Source organism: Anaerolineales bacterium, assembly GCA_037382465.1.
Classification (GTDB): Bacteria; Chloroflexota; Anaerolineae; order Anaerolineales; family E44-bin32; genus WVZH01.
Genome location: JARRPX010000028.1, coordinates 1 through 24,365, shown reverse-complemented (window position 1 = coordinate 24,365; position 24,365 = coordinate 1). Strand labels below are relative to the sequence as shown.

The window sequence follows — 24,365 nt, the reverse complement described above, 5'->3', positions numbered from 1 at the left end:
CTTAAAGGAAGCAGAACTTAAGTCTTATTTGCGGCTTCCTTAAAACTGTGTATAATGACGACCGGGCAAAGTTTCAGGGGGTTGCCTGAATTCGGCGCCAAAGGGTCTCCTTTTTATGTCAACGACTCAAATATTTCTAATCGAAAGCAGCCGCGCGAACGCGCCTTCGTTCGCACCTGCACTCGAGAAGAAGGGCTATGTCGTTTTTGTATTCCATAAAGTCAAGGATGCCCTGGATGCCGCCGATGAAGAAAGTCTGGACATGTTGGTGTTGGATGCGGCGTCCATGCGGATGGCCGGAACCCGTCTGACCCGGCGAGCCCGCGCAGTCCTGGGAAACGTGCCGATTATTTTGATTTCACCAGACGGCACTCGGCCAGATCCGGGCAGCGGAGCCAGTCTCACGCTGGTTCACCCGTTCACCCCGCGTAAATTGCTCAACCGCATCGCCCGGCTGCTGCCCGGAGACGAACGCTACAGTCTGGAAGTCGGACCGGTGAAACTGAATCTGGCGCAGTGCAAAGTGCACTGTATGGACAGGCAAACCCGTCTGACGCCGAAGCAGGCGCAGCTATTGGAAGTGTTCATGCAGAATCCCGGGCGCTTGATGACTCGCAAACGGCTCATCCGGCAGGTGTGGCACACGGATTATACCGGGGACACGCGCACGCTGGACGTCCATATGAGTTGGCTGCGCCACGCCATCGAGCCTGATCCTAAAAAACCTCGCTTTCTTAAAACCATACGCGGGATGGGATATCGCTTCGATATTCCGTAAGCAGCGTTGAATCGCGGTCTGTCGTGCAGCGGGCTCCCCCGCTGTATTTTTTTGGATTCGACCGATCTCGATTCTGGAGAGTCGAGTGTGTGCCTGTGTCTGGCCGGTTCAATCTTTGGGGACGGTTATTTTTCGAGAGACGAAGCCGCTTTTTCCCGCCGGATCGAAGGCTCGGACCGCGATTCTGTACGTCCCCGCTTCTGGATAGGTGTGTGAAAGATGTAGGTCGATGCCGTCCTTGCGCCAGGGACGGGCCTGCTGCGATGTGCTTCTGAACAGCTCCCCGTCGAAAGCCCAATCGACCTCCCACAAAACGACGTTTTCGGGGAATGAATCGAATTCGTCTGGCACTGGCGACAGGCTGGTCAGTTCGATTTCGACGTTTTCTTCGGTTGGCTGGACGGACGTTTCCAGTTCGAGTTGGGGTTTGTCTGCCGCTTCCTGGGTCTGCCACACGTCGAACGGCACGGGCGTTTCTTCCAGCAGCATCCTGCGGTAGGTGTTCAAGGTGGCGAGCGGCTCACTGTCGCACGCGATCCAGCGGCGTCCCAGCCGGTAGGCGACTACGGGTGTCGTACCTGCGCCGCAGAAGAAATCTCCCACCCAATCCCCCTCGTTGCTTGAAGCGAGAATGATCCGTTCCATCAACGCTTCCGGCTTTTGTGTGGGATAGCCCGTTCGTTCGCTGTGCAGGCGAGCAACCACGGGGAAGTACCACCAATCTTCGGGCACCTTTCCCCGGGCCAGATCCGGCTTCTTTCCGAACCCGGCTTTATCGGAACTCTGAAATGTTTTCACCGTCGAGGCAGCATACGGTATCCGGACCGCATCGGCGTTGAATGTATATTCCTTGGATTTCGTGTATGCCAGGATCGTGTCGTGTTTGCGTTTGAAAGCGGAGCGAATGGGTGACGGACCGTGGTAGACCCAAACGATCTCGTTGAGCAGCCGGTCGGGACCGAAGATTTCATCCAGCATGACGCGGGCGTAAGCGGAAGCGTGCCAATCGAGATGCAGATAGAACGTCCCAGTCGGGGCCAACAGATCGTACATGCACTGCAGACGGTTGAAGAGCATGTCCAGGTAAGCCGCGCCGTTTGGCCAGGAATCTTCGTAGCCCTCGACTTTCTGCCAGGTATCGGGTTTTCGCGAATCCTCTCCTCGTCCGATTCGGGCTGCGTATGCGTTTCCGGTCAGGAAAGGTGGATCGGCGTAAATCAGATCGAGGCGCCCTCGCCATTCCGGCAGCAGGGCATGCATGACGGCGAGATTTTCACCTTGAAAGATGCTTCCTTGAGGTTCGTCTTCAGGGCTCCGATTCACGATGGAGGTTAAGCTGAGTTTTGCCGCCTTGCTGCGTTCTCGACGCTGCTCCCATTTCAGACGGGCAAACGGTTTACGTTTATCCTTTTTGCTCATCGCTGCAGGTTCACTTTTTGCCAAATTTCCGTTCGAGAAGTTCCGCAAGCGTGGGTCGACTGATGACTTCGAGCTCGTAGCGAACGCGCTGGCTGGGTTTGTTGATTTTCAGCAAGCGTCCGAGATCGATCGGGGTTCCGATCAGCACGAGATCAGCATCGGCTCGATTGATCGTCTCTTCCAGTTCGTGGATTTGATCCGTACTGTATCCCATGGCGGGTATGATTTTGCCAACGTTGGGATATTTCGTGTACGTCTCCAGAATGCTGCCTACGGCGAAGGGGCGTGGATCAACGATCTCTCCGGCGCCAAACCGCTTGGCGGCCGTCCAGCCTGCCCCGAAGGACATTCCACCGTGGGTCAGTGTCGGCCCGTCTTCGACGACCAGCACCCGGCGGCCGCGAATGGCATCCGGATCGTCCACGGAAATCGGGGAGTTCGCCTCCACCACGACGGCACCGGGATTCAACTCATTGATGTTCGTCTTCACGATTTGAACGTCAGCTTCGCTCGCGGAGTCCATCTTGTTGATCACGATCGCGTCCGCAGCGATGACGTTTGCTTCGCCGGGGTAATAAGTGCGTTCGTGTCCGGGACGCAGTGGATCGACGAGGACGATGTGATAATTGCTGACATAGAAGGGCAGATCGTTATTGCCGCCGTCCCAGAGGATGATGTCGGCCTCCTTCTCGGCCTGGCGCAGGATGGTTTCGTAGTCGATCCCCGCATAGACGATCGAGCCCTGCCGAAGATGCGGTTCGTATTCTTCGCGTTCCTCGATGGTGCAGTTCGCTTTCTGTAAATCGTCGTAATTTGCGAAACGCTGTACGGCTTGTTTGGCCAGATCGCCGTAGGGCATGGGATGCCGGATGACGGCGACGCGGTAGCCGAGATTCTGGAGAATGTCGTGTACGCGCCGGCTTGTCTGGCTTTTCCCGCAGCCCGTACGCACGGCACACACCGAGACCACCGGTTTATCAGAACGGATCTGCGTGTTGTAGGGTCCCATCAAGCGGAAATCGGCTCCCGTCGCCAACACCAATGAGGCTTTTTGCATCACATATTCATGCGTCACGTCGCTGTAGGCGAAGATCACCTGGCTTACGTGGTGTTCGACGATCAAATCGACAAGTTGTGCTTCGGGGTTGATGGATATACCTTCCGGATACGCTTCGCCGGCGAGGGATGGGGGATATCTGCGTCCTTCGATGTTCGGAATTTGCGCCGCCGTAAAAGCGACTACACGGTAATCCGGATTGTCTCTAAAGTAGGTGTTGAAATTATGGAAATCACGACCCGCGGCTCCCATGATGATTACGTTTTCTTGTGCCATATTTTGACCGTTTTCCTTTTTGATTAATGGTATCAAAAAACAGCAAGCCAACGGTCGATGCCGACGAACTACATTATCTGCGGCGCTTCGATATCCAGCAAGGCGAGTGCGTTGGCTATCGTTCGTCGAGCAGCGGCCGTGATCCGTAAACGGGAATTAGCCTGCTCCTCGCTATCGGCTTGCAGGACACGCACGTTGTGATAGAAGGTATGGAATGATTTTGCCAATTCGAAGGCATAGGTCGCCATGAGCAAAGGTTTGTAGTCTTCTGCGGCTTTCTGCACGACCGTTGGAAACTGCGAGATCGTCTCAATTAAATCGACCTCGTTCGGCGCAAGTTCGTAGTCGAACGACGCATGTTCGGGCAGTTGATCGATTTTCCGCAGAATGCTGTTCGCCCGCACGTGGGCGTTCTGAATATACGGCGCGGATTGACCGTCGAAACTCAGCGCGTCATCCCACTCGAACACCGTGTCTTTGTTGTTATCGACCGAGAGCATGCTGTAGGTCAGGGCGCCCAAACCAATCTGCCGGGCCACCTCGGCTCGTTTTTCCTTGGGCAGATCGGGGTTCTTTTCCGCGATGATCTCCAGCACACGCCGTTTCGCTTCTTCAACGACGTCCATGAAAAGGATCATATTACCCCGGCGGGCCGACATCGCACCTTCCGGCAGGGTCACGAAACCGTAGGCCAGGTGATAGCATTTTTCCGCTTGTTTATAGCCCCACAGTTTCAGGATTTGAAACGCCTGCTGGAAGTGAAGACTCTGGCGAACGTCGACGACGTAGATCGAGCGATCGACTTTGTATTTCTCGAATTTTTCGCGGGCGAGTGCCAGGTCCTTGGTCAAATACAGGGTCGTCCCATCGCTGCGCAGGATGACTGCCGTACGGTATTTTTCTTTCTTCAGGCCAAGTTTTTCATCGATCTTGACGATGACGGGACCTTCCGGACGTTCGTCCTCGGCGATGCCCAGGGCGATCAATTCCTCGGCGATTTCTTTCGCCGGCTCATCGACCTGGCTTTCGAAAAAGTAAACGTCAATATCGACGTCGAGCAGCCGCAGGATGTCGTCGAGCTCATCGAGGCTCCATTGGCGGGTTGTTCGCCACAAATCGCGTATTTCTGGATCTCCGGCATCCCAACGCAGGTACATTTGCCGCCGTTCCGCATCGTACGCATCTCTGCGTTCTTCTTCTTCCGGCGTTTCGTTTTCCTTCGGCGTGAGAAGTTGATTGGCCTCGGCGTAGATCTTCGCCAGCCATTGTCCGCGTTGGTGGACGCCCGCCGGTTCCTGGTCCCGGTAGAATTTATCGTAAGCCCACATGCAGGTAATCACGCCCAGCCCAATGTCCCCCGGGTAGGAGGCGCGAATAGTATCGAATCCGGCAAATTCCAACAAGCGCGCCAGTGACTCCCCGAGAACTGTGTTCCTCGCATGGCCGATATGAAAGGAATGGTGTGTATTCGGTTGTGCGTACTCTACCATGACGCGTTCGTTTTTGGCTGGACCGCGGCCGAAGTCTTCGTCCATTTGGATTATCGTATCGGTGACCCGCTTGGCGTACACCGAAGGATCGATGTACAGATTCAGATAACCATTTTCCGCCTCGATACGGGAAAAGTCTTCTTGTTTTTCGATCTCTTCAGTAAGCCTCGCGGCAATTTCGCGGGCGCGTTCCGGGACGTTGACCTTCTTGCCGCTGCGCGCTTCTTCGGCTGCGAGCTGAAAGCATGCGTTCGTACCAAATCCCCATTGGCCTTTGAAGGGAATCGGCTGCCATTGGATTCGTCCGCTGACCGGTAGCCCGAGCCGCGAACACGTCTCTCGAATGTTTTCTGCGACCTGATCCAATTCGATGTTAAACATCAACGTTTTCCTAGGGGTTTGTGATTATAGCATACAGACGGATTACGCGAATACGACGCACCTGCTGGTGCGTCGTTCGTATTGGAACGATTCATCTGTGGCGTTGGAGCAGCTGAAATCACTCCATTTCAGCCAGGCGTTTCAGCAGCCGGCTCTTGCGGCGCGCTGCGTTGTTCCTGTGAATCACACCTTTACTTGCCGCTTGATCCAGTGCACTGACGGCCTGTTGAACGGCTTCAACGGCTGTATCTCGCTCGCCGCCTTCAATAAGCTGGCGTGCGGTTTTGACTTGTGTGCGTGCATGCGTGCGGTAATACTTATTCTGCATGCGACGCTTGACGTTTTGGCGAATTCTTTTCTTCGCCGAACGAGTGTTGGCCAATGCTGCCTCCTGCAATGCTGTTCGAACTACGAAAAACAATTTTATCGTAGCTGCCGGGTTCTGTCTAGTGACTCATCGGCGCTTATCTCAACTCCAACCTGCTGCGAAGAAATCGCTTCAATTATCCAATATCACCTGCTATGGAGTATGATAGATGACAATTGAAATCGGGGATGGAATCGATCGTTCACGTGGACACACATGCTGCCTGAATCATTATCCGCCAATCAGCAACGTATCGTCGAAAGACCGGCATCCGGTTCGGTGTTCCTGGAAGGCATTTCCGGAACGGGGAAAACCACGAGCGGCGTCGCACGGGTTTCTCATCTCCTGGAAACCGGGATTCGCGCGGATTCGATCTTCGTCCTCGTCCCCCAGCGTACGCTGGCGGAGCCTTATCGCAGCCTTGTTTCCCGCCCGGAACGTAGGGCAGGGGGCGAAGTCACGATCGTTACCCTCGGGGGTTTCGCACGACGGATGGTCGACCTGTTTTGGCCGTTGATCGCCGAAGAAGCCGGATTCCTCAACCCACATCAACCCCCGTTGTTCCTGACCCTGGAAACCACCCAGTATTACATGACGCACGCCATTGGCCCGCTCATCGACGGCGAGCGGTATTTCGAGAGCGTCTCGATTCCGCGCAATCGTATCCTCAGTCAGATCATCGACAACATGAATAAATCCGCCGTCGTAGGATTTGATCTCGCTGAAATTGGAAACAGGCTGCGTGAGGCCTGGGTCGGAGAAGCGCAGCAAGCCGTCATCTACGACCAGGCCCAGGCTTGTGCCACTCGATTCCGCGCCGCGTGCCTCGAGCGAAATTTGCTGGATTATTCCTTACAGATACAGGTCTTCAACGAGCATCTTTGGCCGCATCCTGTGTTTCAAAAGTACGTTCAAGAACGCTATCGACATCTCATAGCCGACAATCTCGAAGAGGACGTGCCCGTGTGCCACGATATTCTCCAGGCGTGGCTTCCGAATTTCAAGTCGGCGCTCATGATCTACGACGATGCAGGAGGTTACCGGCGTTTCCTGGGCGCAGACCCCCGGAGTGCGCACCGGTTTAGAGAACTCACAGACGAACAAGCAACCTTCAGCGACTCCCTTGAAGTGTCGCAGGACATGAAGGTTTTCGCATCCCATCTAGAACGACAACTGCTCGGTCGTTCGTCCGAACTCGAGGGTCCATCCTTTGGAAACGTGCACATCGAATACCAGCGGTACCATCCCCAGATGCTGGAGTGGGCAGCGGATGTGATATCAAAGCTGCTTGGTGATCCCAGCGTGCAACCGGATCAGATCGTCGTATTGGCGCCGTTCATGGGGGACGCGCTGCGTTTTTCGCTCACGGAAAATCTCACCCACAAGAAAATTCCCGCCCGCTCGCATCGCCCTTCGCGTGCATTAAGGGACGAACCTGCTGCGCAGTGTCTGCTTACGCTGGCTGCGCTTGCCCACCCGCAATGGAAGATAATCCCTACGGCATTCGAGGTCACGCGTGCATTACTGATCGTGATCGAAGACATCGATCTGATCCGCGCTAATTTGCTCACCAAGGTGCTTTACCGTTCGAAGGACGGTGTTCCGACCTTCGAACCCTTCGAGCAGGTACAGGGCGAGATGCAGCGCAGGATCACGTTCAAGTTTGGCCAGCAGTACGAAGGGATGCGAACCTGGCTGGAGGCTTACAAATCAGGCCTCACACTCGAGCTCGATCATTTCTTCCGGCGTATTTTCGGTGAACTGCTCTCGCAACCGGGATATCACTTCTGGGGTGATTACGGTGCTGGTGGGGTAGCAAACAACCTGATCGAATCCGTTCAGAAGTTCCGCTGGGTGCTCGAGCATGAATCGTTCTCGCAACCGCGATCGACGGGCGAATTGTATCTCGCCATGGTTCGGGACGGCGTCCTGGCATCGCATTACCTTCGAGACTGGGAGCAGCAGCCACAAGATGCCGTGCTGCTGGCGCCGGCATACACATTCCTCATGTCGAATCGGGCCGTGGATTATCAAATCTGGCTCGAAATCGGCAGTCCGGCTTGGTGGGAGCGCCTGTACCAGCCGCTCACCCATCCGTACGTTCTCAGCCGCAATTGGATCCGGGGCAATTTATGGAGCGACGATGAAGAATATGCCGCCCGGCAGGACACCCTCAACGTACTGACGCAGGGTCTCGTTCACCGCTGTCGCAAAGGCATCTATCTCGGCCTGAGTGACCTGGGAGAAGATGGTTTGGATCAACGCGGCCCGTTGCTGCGTGCGCTGCAAGCTGTCTTCCTTGCCAATTCCGGAAGCGGGAGAATCGAGCATGTTTAAACCGCGACCGAAGCAGGTGGAAGTGCTGCAGTATCGCCAGGGACGCATGGGTGTGTCTGCCGTGCCCGGCAGCGGCAAGACGCATACGCTTTCATGCCTGGCTGCGGAATTGATTTCGACCGGCGCGGTTCGCGGGGAGCAAGAGGTCCTCGTGGTGACACTCGTCAATTCCGCGGTCGATCACTTTGCGCATCGCGTGGCCGCTTTCATGATGGACCGAGGTCTGATGCCGAGGATCGGCTACCGCATTCGTACGCTGCACGGGCTCGCTCACGACATCGTGCGCGAACGACCCGAACTCGCCGGTCTTTCGGAGACGTTTCAAATCGTGGACGATCGCGCCCGCGATCAGATCATCCGCGGGGCTTGCGAGGTGTGGCTGCAGGGTCATGCGGAATTGCTGGATGATTTCCTACATCCGGATGTCGATGCGAATCGAATCGAAAACGTTCGCAGGTACAGGTGGCCGGACCTGGTCATCGGGCTGGCGACCAACTTCATTCGCACGGCAAAGGATATACAGATATCTCCTGCTCAACTTCAGGTGAAGTTGAAACGCCTGAAGCTGCCCTATCCGCTTCTGAAGATGGGCAGTGATATTTTTGCAGACTATCAGCAGGCACTTCACTACCGCGGTGGCGTCGATTTCGATGATTTGATCGTCATGGCGCTGCGAGCGCTGCGGGCGGATTCGGGTTATCTGGAGCGTCTGCGCGAACGCTGGCCGTACGTACTCGAAGACGAAGCGCAGGACAGCAGCCGCCTGCAGGAGCAGATCCTGCGAAAACTGGTCGGTCCTGAGGGCAACTGGGTGCGGGTGGGCGACCCGAATCAAGCTATATTCGAGACGTTCACGACGGCCAGCCCGCAGTACCTGCGTGATTTCCTGGCCGAGGCGGATGTTCAGGCGCGTGAGCTTCCCAATTCAGGCCGTTCCACGCTCAGTATTCTTTCGTTGGCCAACTATCTTATCGATTGGACGATGTACGAACATCCGCGGGATGAAGTACGCGGGGCGCTCACCTTACCGTACATCGAGCCGACGCCGACTGGCGATCCACAGCCCAATCCGGCGGATCGACCGGACGGGATCCGACTCGTCGACCTGGCGTACACACCTGCGGAGGAAGTCACGGCGATCGGGAAATCACTCTCGGATTGGCTGCCAGATAACGCAGATCAGACGGTTGCCGTCCTCGTGCCGACGAACAATCGCGGTTTTCAGATCGTGGGCGAGTTGAAGGAACGTGGTATTCCTTACATCGAGATTCTGAGAAGTTCTCGCTCGACCCGGGAGACCGCCGGCGCACTGACGCTTGTCCTCAAGCATCTGCACGATCCGATCTCCGCCCGGGATCTCGCCAAAGCGTATCAAGTATGGGATCGCGAGGCGCGTCAGGATCCGAAACGCAGCGAAGTCATGCAGCGTGGAGCGCAATTGCTGCGGAAATGTGGCGATACGGAAGCGTTTCTCTGGCCTCGCACGGAGATGGATTGGCTGGAGGGACAAAAAGCGTCCGAGGCGCCGGAGGTGGTCGATGTCCTGGACGCCTTTCGGGTAGTCGACCAACGCTGGCACAGGGCAGCGCTGCTGCCCATCGATCAGTTGATTCTCACTTTATCCCAGGACCTCTTCCGCGAGGCCGAAGATTTGGCTCTGGCGTACAAGCTCGCGTCCATCCTGCGTCGAGCGCAGGAGGTTAATCTGGATTGGGATCTCGGTGCACTCAGCAATGAACTCAGTGTGATTGCCAAGAACGAGAGAAGGTTCATCGGATTCAGTGCGGAAGATCTGGGCTTCGATCCGGATAAGCACAGGGGCAAGGTCGTTGTGGCGACGGTGCACAAAGCGAAAGGCCTGGAATGGGATCGGGTTTATTTAGCTTCGGTGAACAACTACGATTTTCCCTCCGGTTTGGCGCACGATCAGTACATTGCGGAGAAATGGTTCGTGCGGGATTCGCTTAACCTGGACGCGGAAGCGTTGGCACAGCTTTCGGCCCTCGTGGAAATGGAAGCCGGTTTCGAGTACGCGGAAGGCGCCGCAACCAGCGTTGCGCGCCTCGATTATGTATCCGAACGGCTGCGATTGCTTTATGTCGGCATCACACGGGCAAAGAAAGAACTGGTGATGACCTGGAATACCGGACGGCGAGGAGATCAGCAGCAAGCGGCGCCTTTCATCGCGCTGCAATCCTACTGGGAGTCGGAACACGATGAAGCTGCCGGATGATTTTGTATACAGCCAATCCAGCCTGCAGGATTACGTAGACTGCCGCCGCAGATTTCAGTTGCGCTATGTTCAACATCTTGCCTGGCCGGCAGCCGTGACCGAGTCTGAAGCGGAACGCGAACGATTTCTGCGGCTGGGGAATTCGTTCCATCGCATGATCCAGCAGCATATTCTGGGTATACCCGAAGGGATTCTACGAGCGCAAGCGAGCGGTGATCTGGCCAGGTGGTGGGAAAATTATCTGCACTATCCCGTCGCGGATTTACCCGATCTGCGCTGGGCGGAAGTTCTGGTCAGTACGCCGCTGGCCGGACAGCGGATCGAGGCGAAATTCGATCTGCTCGCCATCAACCCCGGCGAAAGGGCGGTGATTGTGGATTGGAAGACAAGCCGGCGCCATCCCGCTCCGCAATCCCTTGCCGACCGTCTGCAGTCCAAGGTGTATCCGTTTCTACTTACGCAAACGGCGCAGGATGTGGGGTTCGGCGAGCGGATTCTCCCCGAACAGATCGAGATGATTTACTGGTTTTCGGATTTTCCACAGGAGCCTCATCGTTTCGGCTATTCGGAAGCCCAATGCCGGTCCGATGAGCAAACGCTGACTGCGCTGGTGGAAGAGATTGAACGGCTCGGGGAGGAAGACTTCGAGCGTACGACCGAGGCCGTTCATTGCACGTATTGCCCATATCGCTCCCTGTGCCGGCGCGGCACGAGTGCAGGTGATTACCAGGCCTGGAACGAAGACGCAGAGGTGGAGGTTGAGATGGACTTCGACTTCGATCAGATCGCGGAAATCGAATTCTGATGTCCCGGGACGCCGAATGGATCGAACCTGAAAAGTACGACGTCGATGAGCCGCTGCAGGCTGCGATCGGCGGGCATCCCCTGGTTTCGGCCACCTTACAGCGACGCGGCATCCATAGCGTCGAAGCGGCGCGCGCTTTTCTCGACTCTGCTTTTTACCGGCCGGCGGCCGCAGATGAAATCCCGAATCTGAGCGACGCGGTTCTGCGGGTGCGAGCGGCAATCGACGCAGGGGAGGCGATCTGTGTTTGGGGGGATTTTGACGTCGACGGCCAGACGGCGACCACCGTGCTCGTCGAAGCTTTGCGTGATATGGGCGCCGAGGTCTCCCACTACATCCCTGTTCGGCAAAACGAATCCCACGGCGTTCACGTTCCTTCCCTGGAGTACGTCATCGAACAGGGAATCTCCCTGCTGCTCACCTGTGACACCGGGATCTCGGCGCAGGCAGCCGTAGATTATGCAAATTCCTGCGGCGTGGATGTGATTGTCACGGACCACCATGATTTGCCGGAAAAGTTACCGGATGCCGCGGCGATCGTCAATCCCAAGATGCTCGCGGAAGACCATCCCTTACGCAACCTGCCCGGTGTCGGCGTGGCATACAAACTGATCGAAGCGCTGGATCCCGGTTCGGAGCGGATACAGGGCACGCTCGATCTGGTTGCACTGGGCATCGTGGCGGATCTGGCTTTGTTGTACGGAGACGTGCGCTACCTGCTGCAGCGCGGTCTCGATCGTATACGCAATGCACCGCGTTTGAGTCTACGCGCACTCATGGAAGTTGCCGGCGTCCCACCTGAGAACGTCACCGAGGAGCAGATCGGATTCATACTTGCCCCGCGTCTTAACGCACTCGGCCGTCTCTCGGATGCGAACAGCATCGTCGATTTTTTGACCACGACGGACGAGAAAAAGGCGAAGATCTACGCCACGGAGTTGGAGGGACTGAACGCGCGCCGCCGTCTGCTCTGCGATCAAGTCACCCAGGCCGCCATGGCGCAAATCGAAGCCGATCCGTCGCTGCTCGATCACGCGGCGCTGGTCGTGGCGCACGAATATTGGCCGACGGGCGTGGTCGGCATCGTGGCCAGCAGTCTCGTGGAACACTACCATCGGCCGGCGTTGGTTCTGTCCATCCAGGACGATGGGTCTGCCCGTGGTTCCGCTCGTTCGATCGAAGGGGTAGACATCTCTGCGGCGATTGCCAGCCACAAGTCGATGCTGGAGAGTTTCGGGGGACATCCGATGGCGGCCGGACTGGCGATCGAGGCGGACCGCATCGGCGCATTTCGCCAGCAGTTGGGTGAGACCGTTGCGGAATACATGCGCGAAATCGATACCCGGCCGCAGGTCGTTGTCGACGCTTACGCAGAATTGAAGGAACTCACTCTGGAATTCGCAGGCGACCTGGAGCGTCTCGCGCCGTTTGGTCCCGGGAATCCGCAGCTCGTCTTGGCGTCGAAGGAAATTCGCATTCTGGAAAAGAAGCAGATCGGTCGAGCGAGGGAACATCTTTCGCTCGTTGTGGGTGATAGCCAGGGTGAAACCCGGCGAGTCATCTGGTGGGGCGGAGCGGCGGAAGACATCCCCCAGGGCGCTTTTGACATGGCCTACCATCTGCGTGAGACGGAGTATCGCGGACAAAGGGAGGTGCAGCTTACCTGGGTCGACGCCCGTAGACTCGAGGTGGAAGAACCGGCTTTCGAAAGGAGGCCGCGCCGTCTCGAGTACGTCGACTTTCGCCGGGAGGTGAGGCCGCTTGAGAGGATCAAGGAACTGCAGCGCGCCGGCGTGCAGATTTGGTGTGAGGGAAATTCGAACCAGGCCCCGGAAGAACGCTCGCGCTATGAATTATCTCCGGCAGAGAAATTGGCCATTTGGACGCCGCCTGCGGGTCTGGAAGAACTGCATCAAACCGTGCAAGCTGTATCACCTCGGGTGGTTTATTTGTTTTCCGGCCGCACGGATGACGACCTCGAAACGTTTATAAAAACGCTGACAGGGATGGTTAAATTCGCGCTGCGAAAAAAGGGGGGCAGGATCGACATCTGGAAATTGGCCGCCGCGACGGCGCAGCGAGAATTTACCGTCCATAAGGGAATCGCCTGGTTGATCGCCCGCGGCGATCTGGATATCGGCGAATCCGAATTGGATGAATTGACCGTGATCCGGGGTTCAGGTGAAGGCAATCAGGACATTGCAGGAAGGTTATTCGCCGAACTGCAGGCACTGCTTGAAGAGACAGCGGCTTTCCGCAGGTTCTATAAAACCTGTGCTCCGGAGCGATTGTTCGATAATTAATACATCTTGCAGGGTTCAGCAATATGGCAGGAAGACGTAGAAGATGCTTCCGCCATCCGGATTCTCATCCACCCATATCCTGCCCCCATGCGCGTCGACGGCCAGACGTGCAAAAGCGAGTCCCAAACCGGTCCCGCGGCGCTTGCCGTCTAACCCCGGCACCTGACCGAATCGTTCGAAAATGCGTTCCCGAAATTCTCTGGGCACGCCGGGTCCGGTGTCGATCACTTGAATGAGGATTCCCCCATCCGATTTCTGTGTGGTCAAATCGACACGACCGCCTGCTGGCGTGAAGCGCAGCGCATTATCGAGCAGGTTACCGATCACGCGTCGTATTTTTTCCTTGTCGACGGATATTTTCGACAGCCGCTTGGCGCAAGTACAGTCGAGGATGATTCCCGCGTCGTTGGCTTCGTGAACGTAGGTTTCCACCATCTCTTCACACAACTGCTTGATCGAGATACTTTCAACGGAGAGATCGATTTCATCGGATTCGAGTTTGGCGATGTCCAAGAGGGAATTGACCAGATCGAGCATTTGCTGAACGCTGCGGTGGGAGACGGTGATCGCCTGGCTGGCGACGGGAGAAGGAGATTTCGCCGGAATGGTTTCTTCGAGCAGTTTAAGGCTGCCGAGGATCGCCGTCAGGGGGCCGCGCAAATCATGGACGATCATCTCCGTCAATTGCTTGCGCGCTTCTTCCAATTCCTGCTCTTCGGTGACGTCTCTGAAGACGAGCAGCGAGCCGATCAGAAGACCGATTGCGTCCCGGACGGGTGTGATCGATCGTTGAAAAGTGCGCCGCGGAGATTTTACGCCTTCGAAAACGGTGGCTTTTTCCCGGTCGGCATCGCCGTGCTGCAGCCGAGAGATGAAATCTTGCAGCTCCTCGCGGCTGAATCCGAGCGTTTTGGTCATGTCGAATTCTGCGCCGGTCAGGTTTTTTCCAATCAACTGCTCGATGGGTAGACCTGCCTGTGCTGCGAATTGGGTATTGGCGAGGATGATTCGTCCTTGCGGGTCGATCATCAACATCGATTCTCTCGTGGAGTTCAGGATTGCCAAGAGGCGATTGTGACTCTCGCGGATGCGGCGGAATAATTCCGCATTCTCGAGGGCGATCGCGGCCTGACTGGCGATCGTCTGCGCGGTGCGGATCGTATTTTCGACGTACAGACGTTCCTTGGCAGAGAAGACTTCGATCGTGCCCAGAGTCTGATCCCCGGCGATGATGGGAACGATCAAGATACTTGCTGCTCCATGAAAAGCAGATAGATACACTTTTGCTGCCGGACTCGGCGCGTCCTTCAGCGTCCACTGAACAGTTGTAGATTCCCGCATGGCGGTCTCGATGGCTTCGACATCACCTGCCTGAATGGTGACCGAAGCGGACTTCTCGGGTGTCCCGTTCCAGATGCCGGCCTGGAGCGAGAGCGTGCCCTGGTCGGGGTCCCACCGCGAGACTTTTGCGCCATCACTCTCCAAGGCGATGCTGACGCTCTCCGCGATGGCGAGTGCAATTGCATCGCTGTCAAGCGTGGAGGCGATGTGCGTGCTTGCGGTGAAGAGCAATGATTGCTCGTGAAATCTCGTTTCCAGTTGTTGATAAAGTCTTGCGTTGGTGATGGCGACGGCGGCTTGCGCGGCGAGTTGACCGAGGAATTTTTCATGCTCTTGATTGAACGCGGAAGGTTTCGTATTCTCTACCGTGATTACGCCAAGAACGCTGTCCTGACGAGTTATCGGTACGCTGAGCAAGCTGTGCGTACGATCGTCTATCCAATTGCTGTAATTCGGATCAGAAGACGCGTCTGCGACGTTGCAGATTTTTCCTGTCCGGTAGGCGACACCCGGTGCGCCATCGTTGATGTCGAAGATGGATTCTTCGTTGCGCGGTGCATCCGGGTAGGAGCGCTGGGCAACGATCCGCAGCGCGCGCTGCTCGGGATCGAAGATGGAAAGATTCCCCTGGGATGCGTTGGTAATGCGGAGCGCATGCTTCAAGATGGCTTCGAAAAGTTCTTTGGTGTCGAGGGTGGCGTTCATCTCGAGGCCGATCGTTTCCAGTGTGGCCAATTGGTCGACTTGTTTGCGCAGGGCGAGATCCGTCGCTGCATGTGCACGAGCGTTGGCCACGGCTAAAGCCGCCTGGGCGGCGAAAGTCTTTAATAAATCGATCTGATCTTCCTGAAGACTTTCCGTCTCTGCGAAATACACCGAGAGCTGTCCGATCGTGCCGGACGGCGTAATCAAGGGGAAATCTGCGAAGGCTCGAATCCCCTCTTCTTTCAATTGCGTTTTTATCGGCTCCGAAAGTTCCGATTCGTCAACGTCTGCAACCAGGATCGGACGCTCGTGGATGAAGGCTTGAATGCGCTCTTCTTCTTCCATAGGGATGGTCATCCACGCTTTCATAAAGCCGTCAGTGAGATTGAGCCCGTGTGCCAGAAATAACTCTCCCAGATCTTTCTCGAAGAGGAAGATGGCGGACTTCTCACCTCCGCTGACGCGAATGATCGATTGGCTGACCAGTTCGAGGGCGCGTTCGGGATCGAGCGTGGAGCTCATCGAGGCGGTGATCTCGTTTAATGAAGCCAGCGCCTGAGCTCGATTCCGCGTCTGCTCGTAGAGCAGGGCATTCTCGATGGCAACGGCAGCTTGACCGCTCAGAGTCGTTAAAATGTCGAGGTCGTGGTTTTCGAATGATTTTTGTGCATCGGTGTGAAACACAGCCAGACAGCCGATCGTTCGTTCTGGACTCACGAGGGGTACACCGAGCCATGCTTCGGGCGCGTTTTCAATTTCTGGGAGTCCCATTGAGCGTAAGGCTTGGGATGCATCATGGGTGATGAGGATCGGCGTACCCTGGAGAATGACCCGGTCGGTGAGGCGGTCCATGAAATTCCGGTCGTGCCATACCTGTTTTTCACCGTTTCGAATTGCCAGTGGATAGGTGATCAGGTTTTCGACGGTATCGTGGAGCGCGACGTAGAAATTATTCACTTGTAACAGTTGGGATACCTGTGTGTAGATCGTCGTCAGCAGGTCTTCCAGGTCGAGGCTGGAGCGCATGGCCTGGCTGATTCTGCTGATGGTCGAAATCTCTTGTATCCTGCGCTTGATATCGCGGTCGGCAACGACCAACCGGCTGACGACGAGTGAAAACAACGAAACGATGGCACCGTAGATGATCAATGTCTGGAAACCGAGCATGATGTATGCTGCGGCGTTGATGACGCCGAAAGGTACGGGAATTAACGCCACGAGGAACGGGATGGGGAATTCGTGGATCAAGGCTTTTGGAGAATCAGAGAGAAGGTGATCGAGCCAATGCAGGGAGATGAACAGTGTCGTAAATGCTACCCCCAATCCGACGCTGGCGATAATCGATGGTGATTGATGGGTTACAACGAGCGGGCTGCCTCCCAGCAGCAGGAATACGGTTAATCCGCCGGAGATGCTTAACAGTTGCCGGCTGAGGCTGAGCGTCCAGGACTTGAAACCTCGCCAGAAATCGAACGATTTGTTCAACTGAAAGAACTCACGAACGAAACGAACTGATTCCCCGATCGCCAATCCAATCAAGATCGCCAATCCGGCTGCGCCGGGTCCGAGTGCGACTCCCAAGGTCAGGCCGATGGCGTGGGTAAAATTGATCCGCACCCGACCGACAGGGATAGGAAAATTCGCAAGGAAGGCTGAAAAAGCTGCGCCAATTAATATCGCATCCCACTGCGGGACGAATCCGCCCGAAGGACGCAGCCACAAGGCAAGGGTGACCAGGCTGGCTACAGCCAGGATCCACCAGATGTGGCGCCGCCACGTTCTCATCTTGGCGTTGTTTTCCATCGCCCTAATATGCCGGAGAAAATGAGGAGGCGTGACATGGCGAACTCATCAATCGGATGAACGGTCACGGCGTAGGTGTCGGCGAAGGCTCGCCGTCAGTCGGTTCGTCGGACGGTGCTGCCGTGGGTATTTTCGTAGGAGTGCGAGTCGGCCCCTCACCGAGCAGCTCGGCGAGATGCGTTTCTGCGAGGGCGAGGGTCTCCGGACGGACATGCTCCAAGCCGAGGATCCAACGCCAGCGCATGATTGCGTCGTCGATGGCTTCCGGATTGGATTCGTAAATCTTCCCCAGGAGGGCATACACCTCGGCTGTTTTAATCTGTTGGTTGACGAATACGGGTTCGTCGTTGGCAGCCGTTTGTGCCGCATTGGCTGATCTAATTGCATCCTCGTATTTTCCAAGGTACAAGTTGGTTTCCGCAGTGTGGATAAGAAGATCATAGGTCTCCTGGCCATATCGACGGGCAAGGAGCAAATCATCCAATGCAGCCTGGTAGTCGCCGCGCTGCATTTTGATAATGGCGCGTGCGAGATAGGCTGGCGCATGACGATTGTTAATTTGAATGGACCGATTAGCAGCTTCCAATGCTTCATCCAGATTGCCCAACCCGGCGCTTGCACGCGCCAGGGCCGCCCAACCCCGATGATCGTCCGGCTTATAGTTCGTATAAGTTTGCAGCGGCCAAAGGGCAGCATTGAAATACGAAGCATCAACGCTGTTCACGCCCCAGGAAATGTAGGCGCGGCCAATGGCGAGGTAGCCTTCCAGCAAGGAGGGATCGTCTGCGCTCCCTTCCAGTGCACTCTCTAATGCCCCAACGTAATTCCCAAGGTTTAATTGCGCTTCGCTCAGGTAAATGTAAATCCAGGGTGTGTCTACACCGAGTTCGAGAGATTCCTGCATCGTGCTTTCAAGTTTCAACCATAGTTTTCGGGAAGAATAGTATTTTCCTAAATCAATGTGGATCTCCGCCAACAGCGGCTCTCGACGCAGGGCGCGCTCATAATCGGCCAGCGCGTTCTCATCATCGTCTCGTGCCAGGAATGCCCGTGCCCGTCCGATGTAAGCCGGTGTATAGTCTGCGTTCTTATTGACGGCGTTATCATAGGCGAGTAGCGCCGAGCCGAAACTGCCGCTAAGGCGCAGCGCTTCCCCGCGGAAGTAAAATACGTCCGCCGATGGATTCGGAACGCTATCGATAATTTGGTCGAAGTAGCTCAAGGCGGATTCGTAATCTCCTTTGAGCAAGGCGTTGATGCCCGCATCGTAGGCTTCTTCAGGGTGCGGGGTTACACCGATCATGGGCGTTGGTGTCGGTGAGTTTTCCACCAGCATGGCCAACGGTGTGCTCGCCATTTGGGTTGGAATGGGTGTGCGCATGACGCGTGTCGCCGCGGGAAGGGGAGTTGCGGTCGGGGTTCCAGGTTCGAAGGTATTGGTGGCTGTACCTTCGAGTGGCGGAAGTTCTGCAGCGCTGCCGAAGTACTGCGTACCAAATATCGATCGTACCGCGGATTTTATCTGAGGCAAGAAGAGAATGATTGTCCCAACGAGCACTACGCCTGAGACGGCCATCCCTATGGTTTTCCAGGGAAGATCCACAGTGGGTTTCGGTTTCGGTTTTGGCGTGATCTCGAGTGTTGGTTTCGCTACTTCCTCCGGTTTTTCTTCCTCGACTGCTTCCAGGCCAAATTTAAATTTCCTGTGGGGCATTTGCGCTGCGGAGGAAAGCTCCGAATCGTCCGGTTTTCTGGCCCCGAGAATCGTAAGGCCGCGCAGCGCCGAACGGTTGGTTGGATCGAGACGGAGGGCGGATTCGAGACAGTACTTGCGTTCGCGCGGCGATTCCACAACCGCGCTCATCCAAACCCAGTACTCTACGTTCGACGAGTCTGCTCGCAGCAAACGGGCGAGTAATTCTCGAGCCTCCGAGCGGTTCCCTGCTCGTGCTGCTGCGATAGCTTCTGTAAGCGTCGTGCTTGCTGAATCCGCCACGTGACGTTCCTCGATCTTTAACTGGAAGTCTAGCATAGCGTTTTTCTTCGCACAACGCTATCCCACATTGGTATAATCGCCGCATTGTGAATTCCAAGGGCTCTCGGGTTGCCATTTTAGTGTTTATGCTGCTGCTTGCATCGTGCAATGTGGTCGCGGAGGGAGATCTCCAGTTGGCTACGAGTACCCTGCGGCCATACTTCCCCACCAGATCTCCGACGCCTCAGGTGAAGCCTACAAAAGCCGCCTCACAGATTCCGCTCGGGCCCACTCCGACGCCACTCGTTCATGTCGTTCAGGAAAATCAGACGCTAATCGGCATCGCCATTCTCTACGGCGTAGACCTGGAGGATCTCCTGCTGGCCAATCCAGGCATCGACCCGCAATTCTTGAGTGTGGGCACAGAGTTGATCATCCCCAACGAGGGTGGGCAGCCCGTCGATGTGCTTTTGCCGACTCCCACGCCCGTACCGCTGGCGACTTCGCCCGTGCGCTGCTTCCCGACGTACCCGAATGGATTGTGGTGTCTTCTGGAGATCAGCAATGATTCTCCGGACGATGTCGAAGGAGTCGTCAGCGTGGTTTATCTCCAGGATGAGGCAGGTCAGGTGTTGGATCAACGCGCGGCCTACGGGCCGCTAAATCGATTGCAAGCCGGTGCCAGGATGCCTCTGGCGGGTTTCTTCTCTTCTCCCCCTGAAGGCGTGCAAACTGCCGTCGCCTCCATGCTCAGCGCCGTCCCGGTCAACGATGCGGAATCTCGCTACCGGCAGGTGGATGTGCACATTCTCTCCGAAACACCGAGCCCGGACGGCTTGAGCCTGCGGGTGCTTGGTGAACTGGAGACCACGGCCGGAGAAAGTGAGATTGAGGTGGGTCTGCGGCTGCTTTTGGTTGCACTCGATGAATACGGGACGGTGATCGGTTTTCGGATTTGGGATCCCGGCTCCTCGGTCGTGCTGGGGGAGTCGATCCCATTCGATTGCACCGTCTTCAGTCTCGATGGGACGATTGATGACTTCGAGGTCATGGCTGAGGCTCGCGTCATTCCATGACGTTTTTCTTGCATCCATGAATTTTAATCGCCATCCCGGAGATTAATCCCAAAGTACGTGGCATCTCGGTCGCTGCTTTCGGACGGACTTGGCGGAAATTTGAGTCGAGACTACAATGGCCCGGGTCGACTAGTGGGCGTTGGATGCCATGATGCATACTTGGTTTTTGTTCCAGAGGCATGCATGATTAAAGCCATCTATCATTTTCCGCGCGGTTTCTTGTGGGGCACCGCAACGTCTTCGTATCAAGTGGAAGGTTACAACCACGGCAGTGATTGGTGGGCCTGGGAGCACGAGAGTGGTCGGATTCTTCAGAACCAACGCTCCGGTAAAGCTTGCGAATGGTGGTCCGGCAGATGGCGGGAAGATTTCGACCGCGCAGCGGAAACGGGCCAGAATGCCCATCGACTTTCCCTCGAATGGAGCCGAATCGAACCGAATCCGGCGCTTTGGAACGATGACGCAATAGCGTATTACCGCGAGATCATCCAGGGGGCGCTCGAGCGTGGATTGGATCCCATGGTTACACTGCATCACTTCTCCACGCCGCAGTGGATTCAAGACAAGGGGGGGTGGCGAAACCCTGAAATCGTGCACCATTTCAGGCGCTATACCCGTAAGGTTGTCAAGCAGCTGGGGGACCTGGTCAATTTGTGGGTAACGATAAACGAGCCGAACACTTATCTTTACTTCGGTTATCTGCAAGGCGACTGGCCGCCTGGAGATCATAGTCTCCGCCGGCTTCCGGAGGTGATCACTAACCTCGTCAATGCACACGTGGCTGCGTACGAAACCATCCATAACGTAGCGCCGGAAAGCCGTGTTGGCCTGGCGCATCACTTTCGCGGTTTTCGACCGATGAATCCCGGCAACCCGCTGGATCGCTGGGCTGCCCGGATGAAACATCGAGCGTTCAACGACTTGTTTCCGCGGGTTTTTCACACTGGGCGGGTGCAGTTTTCGTCTTTCCGCTTGCAGCTGCCGCAGGCCGCCCGGAAGCAGGACTTTTTTGGTTTGAATTACTATACGACGGAGCTGTGTTCTTTCAATCCGCTGAAGCCAGGAAAGGTATTCGAGGCGGGCGTTTACGCCAAAGATGCCGATCTCAGTCCACAGGGTTTCATCGCCAACGAACCTGCGGGATTCTGGAATGCCTTACGTTGGGCCTTACGCTATAATACGCCGGTTTACATTACTGAAAATGGCACCGAGGACTCAGGCGATGATTTTCGCCGGCGCTATCTCGCCCTGCACCTCCACGAACTGTGGCGTGCGGTAAATTACAGCTGGCCCATCCGGGGATATTTTCACTGGACCCTGATCGACAATTTCGAATGGGAGCGTGGATGGTCGCAGAAATTCGGACTTTGGGGAATGGATGTGGAGACGCAAAAACGCAGCAAACGAAAGAGTGCCGATTTTTACGCGGAAATCTGCAGCTTGAATGGATTGTCTTCCGAAACGGTGGCGAGCTACGCCCCTGACGTCCTGGATTTACTATTTCCGCCAAGGGAACCGGCCGAGTTGACCGAAGATGGATGAGAGCCGTTACGCGTCCGGGAAGAGACGACGATGGAAGCCGCTGTGGCTGCTGCGGCCGGCGCTGCTGTTTGCCATGGTCGCAGTCATCGGTGTTTTCGGTTTCTCGGATGCCGCCGGCGGATCGAACGTCGATCCAGCGCAGCGGCCGTTTATCCTGCCCTTTGCTGGTGATCCGGGCCCGGATAGCTGGTACTTTATCCAACCGTACGGCAATACGGACTTCTCCTATCGTTTTCGGGATACGACGTACGTGGCGGGCCAGGGGCTCCATTTTGGTTTGGACATCGCTGCGCCCTGTGGGACGCCCATTCTGGCGATTGGCGACGGCACGGTTTTCAGCGTCGACAGCTGGCATGGCGCAGCCCCGCATAATTTGATGATCAACCACGGGAACGGCTATGCTTCCTTCTACGGCCATTTGTTAGTCCGCTCGCATCTAAAGCGCGGAGAAAAGGTGAAGCAGGGACAGGTGGTCGGCCAGGTTGGTGATCCGGATTTGACCTGCGCATCGAGGCCGCATCTGCATTTAGAAATCCGCTCGGAAGGCCATACACGTGCCTACAATCCGCTCACGCTGATCGACGCCGATTGGGAGCGGCTCGCTCTCGTCGGCGGAACGCCGTTGATTTTCGAGATGGACATGGATAACCCTCGCCAATGGCAGGACATGCTGGATCAACCCGACGTTCGTTTCGGCTATCCCCTGCTGAACGAGTATAAAAATGCATGGCCTCCGGATTGGTAAGCTGAAGGCGATGAAATTGCAGATCGGGTTCCTGCTTTTTACGATTCTGGCCGGCGCATGTGCGGGAACTTCGAATACCTTGTCAGCTGCACCCATCCCTCCACAGGGTTCCCTGAAGGGGTTGGCGAAAGCGGTCTTGCTGGTGGATAACCGAACGGAAGTGTCCAGTTTGGGAACGGCGACGCCCTTCCTGCCCGTAGAACCGACGCCGCCCAATCCCCAGCCGGTGCGCCTGACGGAAGGAGGATGTTGCTCGCTTCCGATGTGGTCGCAGGATTCGCAGTGGGTGCTCTTTCTCGATAAACCCGGGGAATATTATCCTGCCGGCTTGTATGGCGTTCCGATTGCCGGTGGTGAGCGTACCGTCGTTCATGAGCGCGTGGGTGTCTATTCTCGATCGATGACTCTCGTGGCCTACCCGGAGGCGGGACGAACGTACGTCGAGCGCTGGGCAGATGATACACGCTGGGTCATCCCCAGCCAGGGGCGTATCGTTGAATTCTCACCAAGCGGACGTTCGGTCGCCTGGTCCGTGGGATCGCGCAGTATTCGTTACCCGGATGTGCGCCAGAGCACGATATGGATCTCGGATTACGAAGGTGAGAACGCGCACGAGGTGATCACGGTCAATGGCGGCTACCTTATCGGCTGGGAGGAGGGCGAAGAGGGGATATACGTGACCGGTAGGTTGGGTCCCTCCATGCCGTCGGGCATCTGGCGCGTCGACGTCGAGACGGGCGCTGCCAGCCTGGTGATGGAGGCCGAACGTCCTCGCAGCGCACTTTTATCGCCGGGTGGGAGCTACATCGCTTTCTACGTCGCTTTATCCTCCGAACCAGAAGCCAACGGCTTGTGGATCGTACCCTCGGACGGTTCGCCCGGGATCAAACTCGACCTCTTCGGTGCATATCGCTGGCGCTATGACGACATGCTCATGGTGATCCCGTTGGAAATGGAGGCCCCGGGCATTTCCCTCTGGCAGGTCGATGCCGCCTCTGGGGAGGCGGTCCAGCTCACGTATCCGCAATTGACCGCGATTTCGATTGCCAACAACGATTGGCAGATCTCTCCCGACGGCCGGCGTATGGTTTATCTTTCTGCAGAAGATCGCAATCTGTGGGTCCTGCGCCTGCCCAACCGCTGACGGCCTCATGTTATAATCACCGGCGTACTTACAGGAAAGCCCCTATATTCTTGCATGGAGAGGTTGCGTAGTCCGGCCTAACGCGCGCGCCTGGAGAGCGCGTGAGCCGCAAGGCTCCGTGGGTTCGAATCCCACCCTCTCCGCCAGCCGACACCGCCACGGCGGTGTCGATTGATTCCACCACATGTGTTCGGAGATGAAGCTGCGTAGATGTTGACACTCGTTTCCTGGGAGGGTATGCTCACAGGGAGCGTTCGGATGGGTCCGACGCGGCAGAGCCCTTCCAACCCCGTCAGGTCCGAGAGGAAGCAGCGGTACGAAGGAAACTCTGGGTGCCGTCGGGGTGCCGATCCGGACGCTTATTCTTGGGTTCAGTTCCGTGTATGTGTGGGAAAAGAAAAAGGCCGCCCCGTTGTCAGCCTCAGCCAGGTCGTTAGGATGCCTGACGTGGATAGGCCCACTCTTTTACGGCCGCTCAACCAACCCTCCGTTAGGGGAAGAGCGGTTGCTCACTGTCACAGGCGGGGCAGCCTTTATCCCTCATTTCTGAGGAACAGCTTAAATTATATCACCTGGGAAATAAAATGA

15 protein-coding genes, 1 tRNA gene and 1 other RNA gene are annotated in these 24,365 nt (G+C 56.4%); 11 read left to right on the top strand and 6 right to left on the bottom strand.

All coding sequences use genetic code 11. The features are described 5' to 3' along the window. The first annotated feature begins 115 nt into the window (after window positions 1–115). Complete coding sequence (locus P8Z34_09100) at window positions 116–778, top strand: response regulator transcription factor (protein MEJ2550824.1); 663 nt, start codon at window positions 116–118, stop codon at window positions 776–778. A gap of 108 nt (window positions 779–886) precedes the next feature. Here P8Z34_09100 and P8Z34_09095 read toward each other — a convergent pair whose 3' ends face one another. From P8Z34_09095 to rpsT, 4 genes are all read right to left on the bottom strand, one after another. After that, on the bottom strand, window positions 887–2,197 hold the full coding sequence (locus tag P8Z34_09095; protein ID MEJ2550823.1) for a DNA methyltransferase: 1,311 nt from the start codon (window positions 2,195–2,197) through the stop codon (window positions 887–889). A 10-nt stretch (window positions 2,198–2,207) separates the two neighbouring features. Beyond that, window positions 2,208–3,530 carry a cyclic 2,3-diphosphoglycerate synthase gene (locus P8Z34_09090; protein ID MEJ2550822.1) on the bottom strand — a complete coding sequence of 441 codons (1,323 nt, stop codon included), beginning with the start codon at window positions 3,528–3,530 and terminating at the stop codon, window positions 2,208–2,210. A 68-nt stretch (window positions 3,531–3,598) separates the two neighbouring features. Then, entirely contained in the window at window positions 3,599–5,401 is a 1,803-nt protein-coding gene (argS, locus tag P8Z34_09085) for an arginine--tRNA ligase (GenBank protein ID MEJ2550821.1), read from the bottom strand. A gap of 118 nt (window positions 5,402–5,519) precedes the next feature. Then, entirely contained in the window at window positions 5,520–5,783 is a 264-nt protein-coding gene (rpsT, locus tag P8Z34_09080; protein ID MEJ2550820.1) for a 30S ribosomal protein S20, read from the bottom strand. A gap of 201 nt (window positions 5,784–5,984) precedes the next feature. On the opposite strand from rpsT, the gene P8Z34_09075 reads away from it, so the two are divergent. From P8Z34_09075 to recJ, 4 genes are read left to right on the top strand one after another with little or no spacing between them, the layout of a single operon-like run. Then, window positions 5,985–8,105 carry a hypothetical protein gene (locus tag P8Z34_09075; GenBank protein MEJ2550819.1) on the top strand — a complete coding sequence of 707 codons (2,121 nt, stop codon included), beginning with the start codon at window positions 5,985–5,987 and terminating at the stop codon, window positions 8,103–8,105. Beyond that, the gene (locus tag P8Z34_09070; GenBank protein MEJ2550818.1) at window positions 8,098–10,338 is read left to right on the top strand and encodes an ATP-dependent helicase; all 2,241 of its coding nucleotides are present in this window, start codon (window positions 8,098–8,100) and stop codon (window positions 10,336–10,338) included. The genes P8Z34_09075 and P8Z34_09070 overlap by 8 nt, the downstream gene beginning before the upstream one ends. Continuing rightward, on the top strand, window positions 10,322–11,143 hold the full coding sequence (locus P8Z34_09065; GenBank protein ID MEJ2550817.1) for a PD-(D/E)XK nuclease family protein: 822 nt from the start codon (window positions 10,322–10,324) through the stop codon (window positions 11,141–11,143). The genes P8Z34_09070 and P8Z34_09065 overlap by 17 nt, the downstream gene beginning before the upstream one ends. Further along, entirely contained in the window at window positions 11,143–13,446 is a 2,304-nt protein-coding gene (gene recJ, locus P8Z34_09060) for a single-stranded-DNA-specific exonuclease RecJ (protein MEJ2550816.1), read from the top strand. The genes P8Z34_09065 and recJ overlap by 1 nt, the downstream gene beginning before the upstream one ends. Window positions 13,447–13,461: 15 nt before the next feature. On the opposite strand, the gene P8Z34_09055 is transcribed toward recJ, so the two are convergent. After that, a complete protein-coding gene (locus P8Z34_09055) occupies window positions 13,462–17,277 on the bottom strand; it encodes a GAF domain-containing protein (GenBank protein ID MEJ2550815.1) in 3,816 nt (1,271 codons plus the stop codon). Window positions 17,278–17,359: 82 nt separating this feature from the next. Continuing rightward, window positions 17,360–19,327 carry a tetratricopeptide repeat protein gene (locus P8Z34_09050; protein ID MEJ2550814.1) on the bottom strand — a complete coding sequence of 656 codons (1,968 nt, stop codon included), beginning with the start codon at window positions 19,325–19,327 and terminating at the stop codon, window positions 17,360–17,362. Window positions 19,328–19,464: 137 nt separating this feature from the next. On the opposite strand from P8Z34_09050, the gene P8Z34_09045 reads away from it, so the two are divergent. From P8Z34_09045 to ffs, 6 genes are all read left to right on the top strand, one after another. After that, entirely contained in the window at window positions 19,465–20,346 is an 882-nt protein-coding gene (locus tag P8Z34_09045) for a LysM domain-containing protein (protein MEJ2550813.1), read from the top strand. A 183-nt stretch (window positions 20,347–20,529) separates the two neighbouring features. Then, window positions 20,530–21,888 (top strand): glycoside hydrolase family 1 protein, encoded by a 1,359-nt coding sequence (locus tag P8Z34_09040; GenBank protein ID MEJ2550812.1) that lies wholly within the window; start codon window positions 20,530–20,532, stop codon window positions 21,886–21,888. Further along, entirely contained in the window at window positions 21,881–22,633 is a 753-nt protein-coding gene (locus P8Z34_09035; protein ID MEJ2550811.1) for a M23 family metallopeptidase, read from the top strand. The genes P8Z34_09040 and P8Z34_09035 overlap by 8 nt, the downstream gene beginning before the upstream one ends. Window positions 22,634–22,643: 10 nt before the next feature. Then, a complete protein-coding gene (locus tag P8Z34_09030; GenBank protein MEJ2550810.1) occupies window positions 22,644–23,777 on the top strand; it encodes a hypothetical protein in 1,134 nt (377 codons plus the stop codon). Window positions 23,778–23,833: 56 nt separating this feature from the next. Continuing rightward, window positions 23,834–23,923, top strand: a tRNA-Ser gene (locus tag P8Z34_09025). Between the two features lie 110 nt (window positions 23,924–24,033). Further along, an RNA gene (gene ffs / locus P8Z34_09020) (signal recognition particle sRNA small type) lies at window positions 24,034–24,133 on the top strand. The last annotated feature ends 232 nt before the right edge of the window (window positions 24,134–24,365 follow it).